Here is a 14,639-nt window from a genome sequence, read left to right as displayed (position 1 = left end):
TCTACCCAGCCAACCACCACCCAACAAAAAACCCGGCCGAGGCCGGGTTTTTCGCATGACCATACAACGACCGGGAATCAGTCGCCCTGCTGCTTCTGCAGGTGCTCCCAACGCTCCTGGGCGTCGATGGTGCGCTCGGCGGTGAGGCGCGCTTCCAGGCGCTCCAGGCCGATTTCTTCACCGGTGTCCACGCAGTAACCGTAGTCGCCCGCTTCCAGGCGCTTCAGGGTGCTGTCGATCTTGCCGATCAGCTTGCGGTAGCGGTCACGGGTACGCAGTTCCAGCGAGTTCTCGGTCTCGCGGGTCGCACGCTCGGCTTCGTCGCCGATGTCACGCACTTCCTCGCGCAGGTTCTCGATGGTCTGCTTGGACTCTTCCACCAGGTCCGCACGCCAGTTCTGCAGGCGCTGGCGGAAGTATTCCTGCTGCAGCGGGCTCATGTATTCCTCTTCCGAGGACGGCTTGTAGCCAGCCGGCAGGATCGGGCGGCCAGTGGCCTCATCGGTCTTGTATTCGACCACCTTGTACTTGCTGCGCGGGGCCGGCGCGGCCGAGCGGGCGGCGACGGCCACGGCGACCTTGCCGACAGGACGCGGCACGGTCTTCGGGGCGGAATCGGATTTCACGGCGGTTTTGGCAGGCGATTTCGAAACGGGCACGGGATTCTTGGATTGCGGGGCGGTCGATGCTGCAGGAGCGGCGGCCGGGGCCGGCTTGGGAGCCGGTTGGGCTGCTGCCACTGCCGCGGTCTTGGCCGGGACAGACTTGGCCGGAGCCGGCTTCGCAGCTGGCTTCGGTGCGGACTTCACAACGGGGGCCGGGGTCGGCTTTACGGCCGGCGCGGCGACATTCTTGGCAACTTTCTTTACAGCAGCAGGCTTGGCCGCAGCGACTTTCTTCGCTACAGGCTTGGCGATCGGCTTGGCCGCAGCCTTCTTCACCACCGCCTTCGGCGCTGGCTTGGCTGCTGCCTTCTTCGCCACCGGCTTGGCGGCGGCCTTCTTCACCGGTGCAGCCTTGCTGACGGCTTTCTTCACCACCGGCGCCTTCCTGCCGGCAGCGGCAGGCTTGGCCTTGGCAGGCGCAGCGGCCTTCTTCGCCACCGGCTTGGTTGCCTTCACCGGCGCTTTCTTTGCGGTGGCCTTCCTGGCCGCCGGTTGCGAGGACGCTGCCTTGGTCACCGGCTTGCTGGCCGGTTTCTTGGCAACGGGCTTTGCCGCCAACTTCTTCACAACAGGCTTGGCGGTTTTCTTGGCGGCCGTTACGGCCTTCTTTGCAGTTTTTTTAGCAGCCACGAAACGCTCTTCCTTGGATTCCCCGGGGCCCGGGAAAGCGGGCCTTTATAGCCTACCCGACCCGCAGCAGCAACCTCGGTGGCCCACTCCATTCAGTCCAGGAGACAACGGGCCCAAGGTGCGGTCCGACCAACACGGACCGCCCTGCGCGGTACGGAACCTGTCCGGCACCTGGAGGGTGCCGCGAGCGGTCGCAGGCCATTGGCGACATGCGACCAACGGCCCATCCTGCACAAATGCGGCCTTCATGCCAACTGGCATAAGATGACTGGGTGATCTCGCGCCTGCTCATCGCCCTGCTGCGCTTCTACAAGCGCTTCATCAGCCCCCTGCTTGGGCCGCGCTGCCGTTTCGTACCCAGTTGCTCTGAATACGCGATGGAAGCGATCTCGCGCCATGGCCCGCTGCGCGGCAGCTGGCTGGCGGCGCGACGGCTGGGCCGCTGCCATCCGTTCCACCCAGGCGGCTTCGACCCAGTGCCCGAATCTCCCAACGCCCCCTCTTGCCGTTGCACAGGAAAACACTGACATGTCCTCCACGCTCATCACCAACGCCCGCATGGTCAACGAAGGCCGCACCTTCGACGGCGACCTGCGCATCGAGAACGGCCGCATCGCGCAGATCGGTTCCGGGCTGGCGCCGCGCGACGGCGAGCAGGTGGTGGACGCGGCCGGGCGCTGGCTGCTGCCCGGCATGATCGACGATCAGGTGCACTTCCGCGAGCCGGGCCTGACCCACAAGGGCGACATCGCGAGCGAATCGGCGGCGGCCGTGGCCGGTGGCCTGACCAGCTTCATGGACATGCCCAATACCAATCCGCCGACGCTGGATTCGACCATCCTCGAAGCCAAATACGAGCTCGCGCGCGGCCGCGCCTGGGCCAACTACGGCTTCTACCATGGCGCCAGCAATGACAACCTGGAGGCGATCCGCGCACTGGACCCGAAGAAGGCACCGGGCGTGAAGGTGTTCATGGGCGCCTCCACCGGCAACATGCTGGTGGACAACCCGGAAACGCTGGACGCGATCTTCCGCGAATGCCCGACCCCGATCATCACGCACTGCGAAGACACGCCGATGATCGATGCCAACCTGAAGGCGTTCCAGGAGAAATACGGCGACGCGCTGACCCCGGACATGCACCCGGACATCCGCTCGCGCGAGGCCTGCATCAAGTCGACCCGCCTGGCGATGTCGCTGGCACGCAAGCACGGCACCCGCCTGCATGTGCTGCACATCTCCACCGCCGACGAGCTGGCGCTGTTCGAGAAAGGCCCGCTGATCCGCGCCGACGGCAGCCGCAAGCAGATCACCGCCGAGACCTGCGTGCACTTCCTGCACTTCGCGCGTCCGGACTATGCGACCAAGGGCAACCTGATCAAGTGCAACCCGGCGATCAAGGACGTGTCCGACCGCGAGGCGATCACTGCCGCGCTGGCCGATGACGTGCTGGACGTGCTGGCCACCGACCACGCGCCGCACACCTGGGAAGAGAAGCAGAAGCCCTACGCGCAGGCGCCGTCGGGCCTGCCGCTGGTGCAGTACGCGCTGGTGGCCGCACTGGAACGCGTGCACGAAGGCAAGCTGACCCGCGAGCAGGTGGTGCAGAAGTTCGCCCACGCCCCGGCGCAGCTGTTCGACGTGGAAGAGCGCGGCTTCCTGCGCGAAGGCTACTTCGCCGATCTGGTCCTGGTCGAAGACGTGCCGTTCACCGTCAAGCGCGAGGACGTGCTGTCCAAGTGCGGCTGGTCGCCGTTTGAAGGCACCACCTTCCGTTCGCGCATCGCCTCCACCTGGGTCAACGGCCAGCTGGTGTGGGATGGCAGCAAGCTGGTGGGCGAACCCGCCGGCCAGCGCATGACCTACGACCGCTGATGCGCTCCGTTCTCCTGATCGGGGCGCTGCTGGCGGCGCCCTTGTTTTCCGCACCTTCGGCGCAGGCACAGGATGGCATCGGCAGCCTGATCGACAGCCGCGTGGTGTTCCCGGCCAGCGCGTCGCAGGGCGCGCTGGTGATCGGCAAGGTACCCGCCGGCAGCCGCGTGCAATACGCCGGCCGCCAGTTGCGGGTGAGCGGCTATGGCAGCGTGGTGTTCGGCATCGGCCGTGACGAGAAGGGTCCACTGCGCGTGCAGGTGCAACGCCCCGATGGTGGCAGCGAGACCGCAACCATCACGGTGACACCGCGCGACTGGCCCACCGAACGTGTCAACGGCGTGCCGCCGAAGACGGTCAATCCACCACCGGCCATCGCCGAGCGGATCAAGCGCGAGCAGGCGCAGGTGACGGCTGCACGCGCCCGTGATGACGACCGCACTGACTTCACCCAGACCTTCATCTGGCCGGTGCAGGGCCGCATCAGCGGCCGCTTCGGCAATGCGCGCGTATACAACGGCCAACCCGGTGCCGGGCATTCCGGCATGGACATCGCGGTGCCGACCGGCACTCCGGTGAAAGCACCGGCTGCCGGCATCGTCACCTTCGCCGGCCCGGACCTGTACCTGACCGGCGGCACGCTGCTGCTCGACCACGGTTTCGGGGTCAGCTCCAACTTCCTGCACCTGTCACGCATCGACGTGAAGGTCGGTGACCGTGTGGAACAGGGCCAGGTGATCGCCGCCGTCGGCGCCACCGGCCGCGCCACCGGCCCGCACCTGCACTGGGGCATGAACTGGTTCGATACCCGTATCGACCCGCTGCTGGTGCTGGAACGCAAGTAACGCGCGCAATGCACTTTGGTGGGTGCCGACCTTGGTCGGCACAATCTCATACAGCGTGCGGACCAAAGTCCGCACCCACCTAAGCAGTCAGCCGCGCGCGGCCCACCACACGCGCAGCAGGGTGCGCACCGGCGTCGCTTCAACCGGCTTGCCTGCGGCCTGCGCGGCGACGCGGGCACGCGCCAGGCTGGACCACACGCGGCGCGGGCGCGGGCCGGGCACCCGGCTGCCCCACCCCTTCAACAGATGCTGTGCCCAGCGCTGCGCGGCGGTGCTGGAATCCTCGTCCAGCAGGCTGCGCGGCACACCAGCCACGCCGGCGTCCTGCAGGCGCTGGGCCAGGGTCTGCAGCAGCACCGCACGGCCTGCGCCGGTGCGCGGCTTGTCGGCAAAAAGCGCCGCTTCCACGGCGGCTACGGCCTCGGCGTAGTTGGCCAGCGCACGCTCGGCACCAGCCGCATCCAGCGCGACGGTACGCGCTTCAACCAGATCCGGAAGTGCTTCGGCCAGTTGTGCCCACGGCGCACGCACCGGCTCCAGCAGACGGCCCAGCGGATGGCGCGAACGATGCGCGGCCCAGCTGCGCAGCTCCTCGCCCCACCACGCCAGCTTGGCGTCGGCCGGCAGCGGGTCGCCGCTGGTGTTGAGCATGTCGTCGAATTCCTGCAGCAGCGCAAACCACGCCACTGCGATATCGCGTTGCGGTTCGGCCACGAACGGGGCGGCCACCGACCATTCCGGCCAACGGCTGCGCCACTTGTCGAGGAAACTGTCCAGCGCGGTACTGCTCACTACGTGATTCCTTACGGCTGGGCCGGGGCTGCCGGCCGGGTCGGCCAGAGGCTGGCCAGTTGCAGAAGTTCGGCGTTCTCGACCAGCACGTCGGCCTGCCAGGCCAGCGGATCATCGCTGTGCAGGCGGTAACCCCACAACGCCGCCACCGACGGCATGGCCGCAGCACGCGCGGCGATGATGTCGCGCTCGTCGTCACCCACGTACACGCAGTCTTCGGCGGCGATGCCGATGGCCTGCGCGGCGTGCAGCAACGGCAGCGGGTGCGGCTTGCGCTCCGCCAGGCTGTCACCGCCGACCAGCACCGCACAGCGCTGCTGCCAGCCGTACTGCGGCAGGATCAGCCGCGCCAGGTACTCGGGTTTGTTGGTGACAATGCCCCACACCGTACCGGCCTCATCCAGCGCGGCGAGCATGCCGGCCACGCCGTCGAACAGCACTGCGTGCTGGCCGATCAGCGCTTCGTAGCACTGCAGGAACTCGGGGATCAGAGCATCGCGTTCAATGGCTTCCAGCTCAGGGAAGGCCACCGACACCATCGCGCGCGAGCCCTTGGACACTACCGGCCGCAGCAGCACCGGATCGACCGGCGGGCGACCACGCTCGGCCAGCATCGCATCAAGTGTGGCGACGAAGTCCGGTGCGCTGTCCAGCAGGGTGCCGTCCAGGTCGAACAGCACCGCGCGCGGGAACTGCACGGTGGTCATGCAGCCTTGACCGCGTGGGCCAGGTAGTTGATGTCGGTACGGCTGCTCAGCCGCGCGCGGTTGCGCCAAGGCTCGTAGGCCATGCCGCTGACGTCGGCCAGCTGAAGGTCAGCCTCGCGCAGCCAGCGCGCCAGCTCGGCCGGCTTGATGAATTCCTGGTAGTGATGGGTGCCCTTGGGCAGCAGCCGCGCCACGTACTCGGCACCAACGATCGCCACGGCAAAAGCTGCAGCGGTGCGGTTGATGGTCGACAGGAACAGGTGACCGCCCGGCTTCAGCAGGCGCATGCAGGCCTCGATGATCGCGCCCGGGTCCGGCACGTGCTCGAGCATTTCCATGCAGGTGACCACGTCGAAGCTGCCCGGCTGCTCGGCGGCCAGGTCCTCGGCGGCCTGTACCCGGTAATCGACCGTGGCACCGCTTTCCAGCGCGTGCAGCCGCGCGACCTTTACCAGTTCCGGGGCCAGGTCGATGGCGGTGACCTCGGCACCGGCCTGGGCCAGTGCTTCACTCAACAGACCACCACCACAACCGATGTCGAGCACGCGTGCGCCGCGCAGCGGCACGCGGTCGGCCACGTACTGCAGGCGTACCGGGTTCAGCGCATGCAACGGCTTCTGCGGGCCGTCAGCGTCCCACCAGCGGTTGGCCAGTGCGGCGAACTTGTCCAGCTCGGCCTGATCGAAATTGGAGGATGCGTGGGGGGCAGTCATGAGGGAGTCCTTGCGGCGCCGGGGTTCAGGCGCGGATATGACGGATGCGCTCGCGCCACTGGCGCGCGTTGGCGATGATGCCCGGCAGGTCCATGCCGACCAGCTCGCGCTGCACCAGCTTCGGCTTGCCGGCAATCCAGACGTCGCTGACCTGCTGGCGGCCGGTGGCGTACACCAGCTGCGACAGCACGTTGTGCAGCGGCTGGGTTTCCAGCGCGGACAGATCAACGCAGACCAGGTCGGCCTGCTTGCCGACTTCGATCGAACCGATGCGGTCGCCGAAGCCCAGCGCACGGGCGCCACCGAGCGTGGACGCGCGCAGTGTGGTCGCCGCGTCCAGCGCGGTGGCATCGTCGGCCACGGCCTTGGCCAGGATCGCCGCGGTGCGGTTCTCGCTGAACATGTCCAGGTCGTTGTTGCTGGCGCAGCCGTCGGTGCCGATGGCCAGGTTCACGCCTGCGCGCTGCAGGGCGCAGGCCGGGCAGAAACCAGAGGCCAGCTTCAGGTTCGATTCCGGGCAATGCACCACGCTGACGCCGCGCTCGGCGCACAGGTGGATCTCGGCCTCGGTCAGCTGGGTCATGTGCACCGCGATCAGGCGGTCGTTGACCAGGCCGAGGCGATCCAGCCGCGCCAGCGGACGCTGGCCGTGCAGCTTGATCGAATCGGTGATTTCCTGCGCGGTTTCATGGGTATGCAGATGCACCTGCATGTCCAGCTGGTCGGACAGCATCCGCACCCGCTCGAAATTGGCATCGTTGACCGTGTACGGCGCATGCGGCGCGAATGCGGTGCCGATCAGCGGATCGGTGCGCCACTGGTCATGCAGTTCACCGGCCTTGGCGAAGTACTCATCGTCGGTCCTGGCCCAGGCGGTGGGGAAATCGATGATGACCGCGCCGACCAGCGCGCGGAAACCGTGCTTCTTGTAGATCGCAGCCTGCACGTCACCGAAGAAATAGTTCTCGTTGGCGCAGGTGGTGCCGCCACGCAGCATCTCGGCGATGGCAAGGGTGGTGCCGTCGGCAACGAATTCGGGGCCGATCACCGCCGCTTCCACCGGCCAGATGTGCTGCTGCAGCCAGGTCATCAGCGGCAGGTCGTCGGCGACGCCGCGCAGCAGGGTCATCGGGTTGTGCGTGTGCGCGTTGACCAGGCCCGGCATCAGCGCGGCCTCGGGGCGGCTCACCACCTGGGTGGCGCGGAAACGCGCACGGGCTTCGGCACGCGGCAGGATGGCCACGATCTCGCTGCCACGGATGGCCACGGCATGGTCTTCCAGCACCACCGCATGCGGCTCGATCGGAACGACATAACCGGCTTCGATGAGCAGGTCGCAGGCTTCGGGGAGGTGCGGGCTATCGCTCATGCGGGCTCACTGGCTGGGGGAGGAGGGACCATTGGCGGCCTTGGGTCTGCCGGGCGACTGATCTCCGGCCGAACGGCTACCGCTGAGCTTCTGGAGGACGAGCCCCTGAGTCAGGGGCGGCCGCGAAGCGGCGGGGTGTGGGTGCTGGTAAGTGGGGCCCACGATCCGCATCGCGGATCGTGGGAGCGCCAGCGCGAATGCGCCAGCGCGTACCCGGATTACTTGACGCGCGAGGAGTACTCGCCCGAGCGGGTGTCGACCTTGATGATTTCATCCTGGTTGACGAACAGCGGCACGCGGACCACTGCACCGGTTTCCAGCGTGGCCGGCTTGCCGCCACCGCCGGAGGTGTCGCCACGGACGCCCGGATCGGTCTCGGTGATCTTCAGTTCGACGAAGTTCGGCGGCTGCACGAAGATCGGCGAGCCGTTGAACAGGGTCACGATGCAGGACTCTTCGCCCTTCAGCCACTTCTCAGCGCCGCCCATGCCGGACTTGTCGGCCTGGACCTGCTCGAAGGTTTCCGGGTCCATGAAGTGCCAGTACTCACCGTCGCTGTACATGTAGTCCATGTTGGTATCGACCACATCGGCCACTTCCACGTCATCGGTCGCCTTCATGGTCATTTCGACCGTGCGGCCCGACTTGATGAAGCGATAGCGCACGCGGGTGAAGGCCTGGCCCTTGCCCGGCTTGATGAACTCGGTCTCGGAGATGACGGCCGGTTCATTGTTGACCAGGATCTTCATCCCGTTCTTGACATCGTTCATGCCCGCAGTGGCCATGCTCAAGCTCCTCAAATGGCGAAACCGCCGCGCGTGCGGCGAGCCGGATAGAATGGAAAGCCCACCGGAACCCCGGCGGGCAACTGTTTATGTGTCCATGATAACCGCAGGCCCCCTGTCCATGCAGCTTTCCGCCTTCCCCCGGACCCCGTCGCCAGGCGCGCCCGCACGCTGGCAGCAGCTCTGGCGCCAGGCGCTGCGCGACCCGCACGCCCTGCTGGCCCGGCTGCAGCTGGACCCGGCCGCGTTGGGTGTCTCGGACGAAGCCATGGCCCAGTTCGCGCTGCGCGTGCCGGAGGGCTTCGTGGCCCGCATGCGCAAGGGCGATGCGGCCGACCCATTGCTGCGCCAGGTGCTGCCGATCGACGAGGAAATGCGTCCGGCGCCCGGGTTCAGCTTCGACGCGGTGGGCGACGGCGCGGCAAAGAAGGCCACCGGCGTCATCCAGAAGTACCGCGGCCGTGCCCTGCTGGTGGCCACCGGCAGCTGTGCGATCAACTGCCGCTACTGCTTCCGCCGGCACTTCGACTATGGCGCGGAGAATGCCGCCAAGGGCGGCTGGCAGGAGGCGGTGGCGGCCATCGCGGCCGACCCGGACATCGACGAGGTGATCCTGTCCGGCGGCGACCCGCTGTCGCTGGCCACGCACAAGCTGGCCGAGCTGACCGACGCGATGCGCCAGATCCCGCACATCCGTCGGCTGCGCATCCACACGCGGCTGCCGATCGTGCTGCCGGAGCGGGTGGACGAGGAGCTGCTGGCCTGGCTGGGTGGGCTGCCCTGGCCGCTGGCGATCGTGGTCCATGCCAACCATGCCAATGAATTCGATGCCAGCGTGGACACCGCGATGGCGCGCCTGCGCGGCATCGGTGCGCAGCTGCTGAACCAGGCGGTGCTGCTGCGCGGGGTCAACGACAGCGTGCAGGCGCTGCAGGACCTGAGCGAACGCAGCTTCGCCGCCGGCGTGCTGCCCTATTACCTGCATCAGTTGGATCGGGTTGAGGGCGTGGCCCACTTCGAAGTGGACGACATCCAGGCCAAGGCGTTGATCGCCGGCCTGACCGCGCGCCTGTCCGGTTACCTGATCCCGAAGCTGGTGCGCGAACTGCCCGGCGACCCTAGCAAGCGCCCGCTATAACACGGGGCCGGGGTCAGATCCCTTTTCCCGCGGAAAAGGGATCTGACCCCAAGACAACGGCTACAGGCCCGACTCGATCATCCGTACCACTTCGGTGGCGGTCACCGGGTGGCTCAGCCAGTAACCCTGGCCGAGGTCGCAGCCACGCTGGGCCAGCAGTTCGAATTGCGCCTGCTGCTCGATGCCCTCGGCCACCACCGTGATGCCCAGCGCATGGGCCATGGCGATGATCGCCGTGGTCAGAGCAAGGTCGTCGGGGTCGCGCTGCATGTCGGCGACGAAACTCTTGTCGATCTTTACCCCATCCACCGGCACCTGGCGCAGATGGCTGAGGCCGGAGAAGCCGGTGCCGAAATCATCCAGCCAGACCTTCACACCGGTGCGGTGCAGCTTGTCCAGCAGTTGCGCGGCCACCATCTCATCACCGATCACCGCGGTCTCGGTCAGCTCCAGGTGCAGGCGCGAGGCCGGCAGCCCGGACTCATGCAGGCACTGCGCCACCAGTGCCGGCAACTCACCGCCGCGTAGCTGCCGAGGCGATACATTGACCGATACGAACAGGTCATCGCCGCCCGCTCCGCGCGGCCACTGCGAGGCTTCCATGCAGGCCGCGCGCAGCACCTTCGGGCCGATGATCTCGATCAACCCGCTCTGCTCGGCCACTTCGATGAACACCGACGGCGGGATCGTACCCAGGGTCGGGTGCTGCCAGCGCAGCAGTACTTCGACACCTACCATGCGGCGGTCGCGCATGCGGAAGATCGGCTGGTAGGCCAGGCGCAGCTCGCCGCGCTCCCAGGCACCGCGCAGCTCCTGCTCCATGTGCACGCGGCGCTCGACTGCATGGTCCATCGCGCGGCTGTAGTAGCGATAGCAGTTCTTGCCGGCCATCTTCGCCTGGTACATGGCGATGTCGCCGTTCTTCAGCAGCGTGGTCGCATCGGCCGCGTCGTCGGGGAACAGGGTCACGCCGATCGAGGTTCCGAGGAACAATTCCCTGCCCTGCACCACCAGCGGCTTGCCCAGCTCGCGCACCAGCACTTCGGCCAGCAATCGCGCATTGGCAGCCACGTCACCGTCGCCGACCAGGATCACGAACTCGTCGCCACCGAACCGCGCCAGCAGCGCCTCATCGCCACCGGCTTCGGTCACTGCGCGGCCGATGCGCTGTGCGAACTGCAGCAACGCCTCGTCGCCTGCCTCGTGGCCAAGGGTATCGTTGACCCGCTTGAAGTCGTCAATGTCGGCAAACAGCAGGCCCAGCCTATGGTTGGAAGCGCGCGCAGCCATCAACCGGTGATCCAGCGCCTCGCGGAACGCCAGCCGGTTGGTCAGCCCGGTCAACGCATCGGTATAGGCCATGCGCCGCACTTCGCGATCATGGCGGGCGATCGCATCCCGCATGCTGGCGAAGCCGCGTACCAGCTCACCAACCTCGTCATCGCGGCTGTTCTCCGCCAGCGGCGCCTGGTAGTCCCCGGCTTCGATACGGCGTGCCGCCGCGGCCAGGTCACGGATCGGCGCCACCAGGGTGCGCTGCACGTAGAGGATCACCACCACGCCGATCACCACCAGCAGCCCCAGCATCAGCAGCAGCCAGCCCAGGTGGCGGCTGCCGACCTGCTGCAGGCGCTCTCCGAGCGTGGCGTTGGCAGCCTGCTCGCGCTGCTGCACCTCGTCCAGCGCCATGCCGACGCGGACGCCACCGATGCGCTGGTTGCCGACCATGATCGGCATCGCGTTGTCGAGCACCTTCGGCGATTCCTGCACCACCAGGGCCCGCGCGGCCACTGCTCCGGGCGCCAGCGGGTCGGCCATGGGCTGCCCGAAACCGGCAACCTCGACCGTACCGTCATGCACCAGCCGGCCATGGTCATCGAACACCAGCACGTAGCGCACCACCTGCTGGCGGGCAGTATTGCGCACCAGCGCACCGATCTGGTCCAGATCGCGGTAGTACAGCGGGTTGGCCAGCGCATCGGACAACTCGCGCGCCATCGCCTCGCCACGGCTGCGCACGCCGCGATCGAACAGTTCATGGATGACACTGCCACTGAGGTTGCGCACCTCGCTCTGCATCGCCGTCTGCCGCCCCAGCAGTACCGCCAGGATCGCCACGACCACGATCATCGCCCCGCCCATCGCAAGCAGGAACCGGGCCTGCATTCCCGAGCCGAGCCACTTCATTCCACTTCCATCCGCACGCGCGTCAATCCTTGTTTCAATTCATCCAGCCGCTGCTGCGCATGCGCATCGACGCGGTGGAAACCGGAAGTGCCAAAAAACCGATGCAACGCCCCCTGCGCCCGCGGATCGCTGGCCGCCTCCAGCAGTACCTGCTGCAGGCGGTCACGCACCCTCGGATCGAGGTCGGCGCGCACCATCTCCACCGCACGCGGGTACGGCTCGGTGCGCAGCAGTTCGCGGAAGTCGCGACGGAACGCCGCCGGCACCCGCCGTTCGTCGTTCCAGTCCACGCTGCTCACCGCTCCCACATCGGCCATCCCCTTGTGCACGTAGGTGGCGATGTTCAACTCACTGCGCACGAACACATAGCCCACGCTGTCCCGGCCCGGCATATCCCAGACCCCGGCAAGGATCTGTGGTGACAGCCCGTCCTGCAGCAGGGTCATCACCGGCACCAGGTAGGCACTGGTGGACGCGGTGTTCTGCAGGGCCAACCGATGGCCGCGCAGATCCTGCACGCGCTGGATCGGGCTGTCGCTGCGCACGAAGAACACCGTCTGGTATTCACGCACGCCATTGCGCTCGGTCAGCAGCAGCGGACGAGCGCCACTGCGCTGGCCCAGCGCCATGGCCGTGCCCGATGTTTCGGTGACCCAGTCGACCCGTCCCCGCCGCAGGTAGCTGGCCATCTGCTGGGGGTCGCGCGCCATCAGGATCCTCCCCTCCTTGATCCCGACGTCGTGCATGCGCGGCACCACATAGTCCAGCAGTGGCTGCAGCTGCTCGTAGTGGGCCTTGGGATCATCGCTGATCCGGCCCAGCACCAGCACCGGGTCCGGTGCTGCACGCACCGTCCCGGCCAGCAGGACCATGGCCAGGCTCAGCAGTCCCCCCTGCATTGCCTTTCGAAGACCTGACACAGGCTTCATCCCCCCTGGGTATCCGGACAGACTACCCGAAAAAATGAGAACGTCGTCAGCTGTCCTTGTTGCCCGCCTGGGCCAGCCGCGCCATGCGCTGGGTATCGGCGAGGATGCCGCGCAGCAGGCGTACTTCCTGCTCGCTCGGCTCGCTGCGCAGGAACAGGCGGCGCAGCTTGCGCATCGCCGATTCCGGCGCGCGGCCCTTGTGGAAATCGATCTCGTCCAGGGTGTCGCCGAGCTGGGCGAAGAAGCTCTCCATCTGCTCATGGCTGGCGACCTGTTCGCGGACGCCGGTCCCCGGCTCAGCCACCGGCTGTGCGCCAAGCAGCTGCATGCGGGTTTCATAGGCCAGCACCTGTACGGCTGCCGCCAGGTTGAGCGAGCTGAACTCCGGATCGGACGGGATGTGCACCGCCGCGTGGCACAGCTGCAGCTCTTCGTTGGTCAGCCCGGTACGCTCGCGGCCGAACACCAGCGCTACCTCGGCACCTTCGCCGGCCTTGGTCACGGCGCGGGCAGCGGCCTCGGCGGGCAGGTACTCCTCCAGCTGGACGCGGCGCGCGCGGGCAGTGCAGCCCAGCACCAGGCGGCAGTCGGCCACGGCCTCGGCCAGGGTGGCCACCACCGGGGCGTCACCGAGTACGTCTTCGGCACCGGCCGAGCGGCGGAAGGCCTCCTCGTCCAATGGCTTTTCGGGCGCGACCAGCACCAGGCGGGCCAGGCCCATGGTCTTCAGGGCACGGGCGGCGGCGCCCATGTTGCCGGGGTGCTGGGTACCGACCAGGACGAATCGGAGGCGGGTGGCGACGGGAAACTGGGACATGAACAGGGAAAATGTCGAGCTGGACGAAGACCAATGGTAAACTGTGCGGCCGGCCACTGCGCCGGACCCGCTCTTTTCCCCCGCCAGCCCTTCTCTTCTGCCTTTCCGGGAGCCCACGCCATGCAGAAACCCGCCGTAACCGTCATGGTCAAGGCCGCCCGCCTCGCCGGCAACGTCCTGTTGCGCAACATCAACAAGCTCGAGGCGCTGAACGTGGTGCAGAAGGGCCGGATGGACTACGCCAGCGAAGTGGACGCGGACGCGGAAAAGGTCATCGTCAAGGAACTCAAGCGCGCCTATCCCGAATACGGCATCTTCGGCGAAGAAGGTGGCGTGCAGGGCGAGCGTCGCCAGATGTGGGTCATCGACCCGCTCGATGGCACCAGCAATTACCTGCGCGGCGTGCCGCACTACTGCGTGTCGATCGCCCTGGTCGAGAACGGCGAGCCGACCGATGCGGTCATCTTCGACCCGCTGCGCAATGAACTGTTCACCGCCAGCCGTGGCGCTGGTGCCGTGCTGAACGACCGCCGCATCCGCGTTGCCGACCGCAAGGACCTGGAAGGCACCATGATCCACACCGGCTTCGCCCCGCGTGAGCGCGCCCGCGCCAGCGCCCAGCTGAAGTCGGTCGACACCCTGCTGGTCCAGGCCGAGGACATCCGCCGCACCGGTTCAGCCGCGCTGGACCTGGCCTACGTGGCCTGTGGCCGCGCTGATGCCTACTTCGAAGCCGGTGTGAAGGCATGGGACATCGCCGCTGGCCTGCTGCTGGTCCGCGAGGCCGGTGGCAAGGTCTGCGACTTCAAGGGCGCAACCCTGGGCCGGATGGACAACCGCGGCCCGGACAACCACCAGATCGTGGCCGGTAACCTGAAGGTGGCCGAATCGCTGCAGAAGGTGCTGGTGAACACCGGCTACGCGGCGGAGTTCGACGCGAAGTTCTGAGGTTCCGTGTAGAGCGGTTCATGGAAACGGCACCTGCGAAGGTGCCGTTTTCGTTTGAGCGCCCACGCATTTGGTCGCGCCGGGCCATGCCCGCGGATCGTTTCCGCGACTGCGGAGGGGTGTCACTTTCTTTGCTCGTGCACCGCGCTGCAGGAGCAGCGTGGAACGGCGTAGCCGGCCCGTAGGGTGGCGCACATGGATGTGCGCCATCAAGAAAGTAACCAAAGAAACACGCCGCC

The 14,639-nt window shown here is 67.2% G+C and carries 14 protein-coding genes; 5 read left to right on the top strand and 9 right to left on the bottom strand.

Going from position 1 to position 14,639, the window contains the following annotated elements; translation table 11 throughout:
- Window positions 1–77: 77 nt before the first annotated feature.
- Complete coding sequence (gene dksA, locus V9K93_RS12225) at window positions 78–1,295, bottom strand: RNA polymerase-binding protein DksA (RefSeq protein ID WP_337302633.1); 1,218 nt, start codon at window positions 1,293–1,295, stop codon at window positions 78–80.
- Window positions 1,296–1,567: 272 nt separating this feature from the next.
- Here dksA and yidD point away from each other — a divergent pair, with 272 nt between their 5' ends.
- Genes yidD through V9K93_RS12210 form a run of 3 tightly spaced genes read left to right on the top strand, consistent with a single transcriptional unit; the run spans window position 1,568 to window position 4,015 of the window.
- Window positions 1,568–1,822, top strand: coding sequence for a membrane protein insertion efficiency factor YidD (yidD, locus tag V9K93_RS12220; protein ID WP_005414016.1), 255 nt, complete (start codon window positions 1,568–1,570; stop codon window positions 1,820–1,822).
- Between the two features lies 1 nt (window position 1,823).
- Window positions 1,824–3,170, top strand: a complete 1,347-nt coding sequence (locus V9K93_RS12215; RefSeq protein ID WP_337302632.1) for a dihydroorotase — start codon at window positions 1,824–1,826, stop codon at window positions 3,168–3,170.
- Window positions 3,170–4,015: a M23 family metallopeptidase gene (locus tag V9K93_RS12210; RefSeq protein WP_046988150.1), complete on the top strand. Its 846-nt coding sequence runs from the start codon at window positions 3,170–3,172 to the stop codon at window positions 4,013–4,015. The genes V9K93_RS12215 and V9K93_RS12210 overlap by 1 nt, the downstream gene beginning before the upstream one ends.
- Before the next feature lie 87 nt (window positions 4,016–4,102).
- Here V9K93_RS12210 and V9K93_RS12205 read toward each other — a convergent pair whose 3' ends face one another.
- The 5 genes from V9K93_RS12205 to efp all read right to left on the bottom strand — a co-directional run bounded on the left by V9K93_RS12205 (window position 4,103) and on the right by efp (window position 8,381).
- On the bottom strand, window positions 4,103–4,807 hold the full coding sequence (locus tag V9K93_RS12205; protein ID WP_136639853.1) for a squalene/phytoene synthase family protein: 705 nt from the start codon (window positions 4,805–4,807) through the stop codon (window positions 4,103–4,105).
- A gap of 11 nt (window positions 4,808–4,818) precedes the next feature.
- Window positions 4,819–5,514 (bottom strand): phosphoglycolate phosphatase, encoded by a 696-nt coding sequence (locus tag V9K93_RS12200; RefSeq protein WP_295377079.1) that lies wholly within the window; start codon window positions 5,512–5,514, stop codon window positions 4,819–4,821.
- The gene (gene ubiG, locus V9K93_RS12195; protein ID WP_337302631.1) at window positions 5,511–6,227 is read right to left on the bottom strand and encodes a bifunctional 2-polyprenyl-6-hydroxyphenol methylase/3-demethylubiquinol 3-O-methyltransferase UbiG; all 717 of its coding nucleotides are present in this window, start codon (window positions 6,225–6,227) and stop codon (window positions 5,511–5,513) included. Before ubiG ends, V9K93_RS12200 begins: the two co-directional genes overlap by 4 nt.
- 25 nt (window positions 6,228–6,252) lie before the next feature.
- The gene (locus V9K93_RS12190) at window positions 6,253–7,596 is read right to left on the bottom strand and encodes a TRZ/ATZ family hydrolase (protein WP_337302630.1); all 1,344 of its coding nucleotides are present in this window, start codon (window positions 7,594–7,596) and stop codon (window positions 6,253–6,255) included.
- 218 nt (window positions 7,597–7,814) lie between these two features.
- Window positions 7,815–8,381 (bottom strand): elongation factor P, encoded by a 567-nt coding sequence (gene efp, locus V9K93_RS12185; protein ID WP_046988145.1) that lies wholly within the window; start codon window positions 8,379–8,381, stop codon window positions 7,815–7,817.
- 97 nt (window positions 8,382–8,478) lie between these two features.
- On the opposite strand from efp, the gene epmB reads away from it, so the two are divergent.
- On the top strand, window positions 8,479–9,519 hold the full coding sequence (gene epmB, locus V9K93_RS12180; RefSeq protein ID WP_337302629.1) for an EF-P beta-lysylation protein EpmB: 1,041 nt from the start codon (window positions 8,479–8,481) through the stop codon (window positions 9,517–9,519).
- Window positions 9,520–9,579: 60 nt separating this feature from the next.
- On the opposite strand, the gene V9K93_RS12175 is transcribed toward epmB, so the two are convergent.
- The 3 genes from V9K93_RS12175 to V9K93_RS12165 form a co-directional block, all read right to left on the bottom strand.
- A complete protein-coding gene (locus tag V9K93_RS12175) occupies window positions 9,580–11,706 on the bottom strand; it encodes a putative bifunctional diguanylate cyclase/phosphodiesterase (protein WP_046988143.1) in 2,127 nt (708 codons plus the stop codon).
- The gene (locus V9K93_RS12170) at window positions 11,703–12,605 is read right to left on the bottom strand and encodes a phosphate/phosphite/phosphonate ABC transporter substrate-binding protein (RefSeq protein ID WP_426355553.1); all 903 of its coding nucleotides are present in this window, start codon (window positions 12,603–12,605) and stop codon (window positions 11,703–11,705) included. The genes V9K93_RS12175 and V9K93_RS12170 overlap by 4 nt, the downstream gene beginning before the upstream one ends.
- A gap of 76 nt (window positions 12,606–12,681) precedes the next feature.
- On the bottom strand, window positions 12,682–13,452 hold the full coding sequence (locus V9K93_RS12165; RefSeq protein ID WP_136639850.1) for an RNA methyltransferase: 771 nt from the start codon (window positions 13,450–13,452) through the stop codon (window positions 12,682–12,684).
- A gap of 120 nt (window positions 13,453–13,572) precedes the next feature.
- On the opposite strand from V9K93_RS12165, the gene V9K93_RS12160 reads away from it, so the two are divergent.
- Window positions 13,573–14,400, top strand: coding sequence for an inositol monophosphatase family protein (locus V9K93_RS12160; RefSeq protein WP_136639849.1), 828 nt, complete (start codon window positions 13,573–13,575; stop codon window positions 14,398–14,400).
- Window positions 14,401–14,639: the final 239 nt, after the last annotated feature.

The organism is Stenotrophomonas sp. CCNWLW162, from assembly GCF_037203745.1.
In the GTDB taxonomy this organism is placed as follows: Bacteria; Pseudomonadota; Gammaproteobacteria; order Xanthomonadales; family Xanthomonadaceae; genus Stenotrophomonas; species Stenotrophomonas maltophilia_AQ.
The sequence above is the reverse complement of the archived record's forward strand: the minus strand, read 5'-3'. Positions and strand labels throughout refer to the sequence as shown.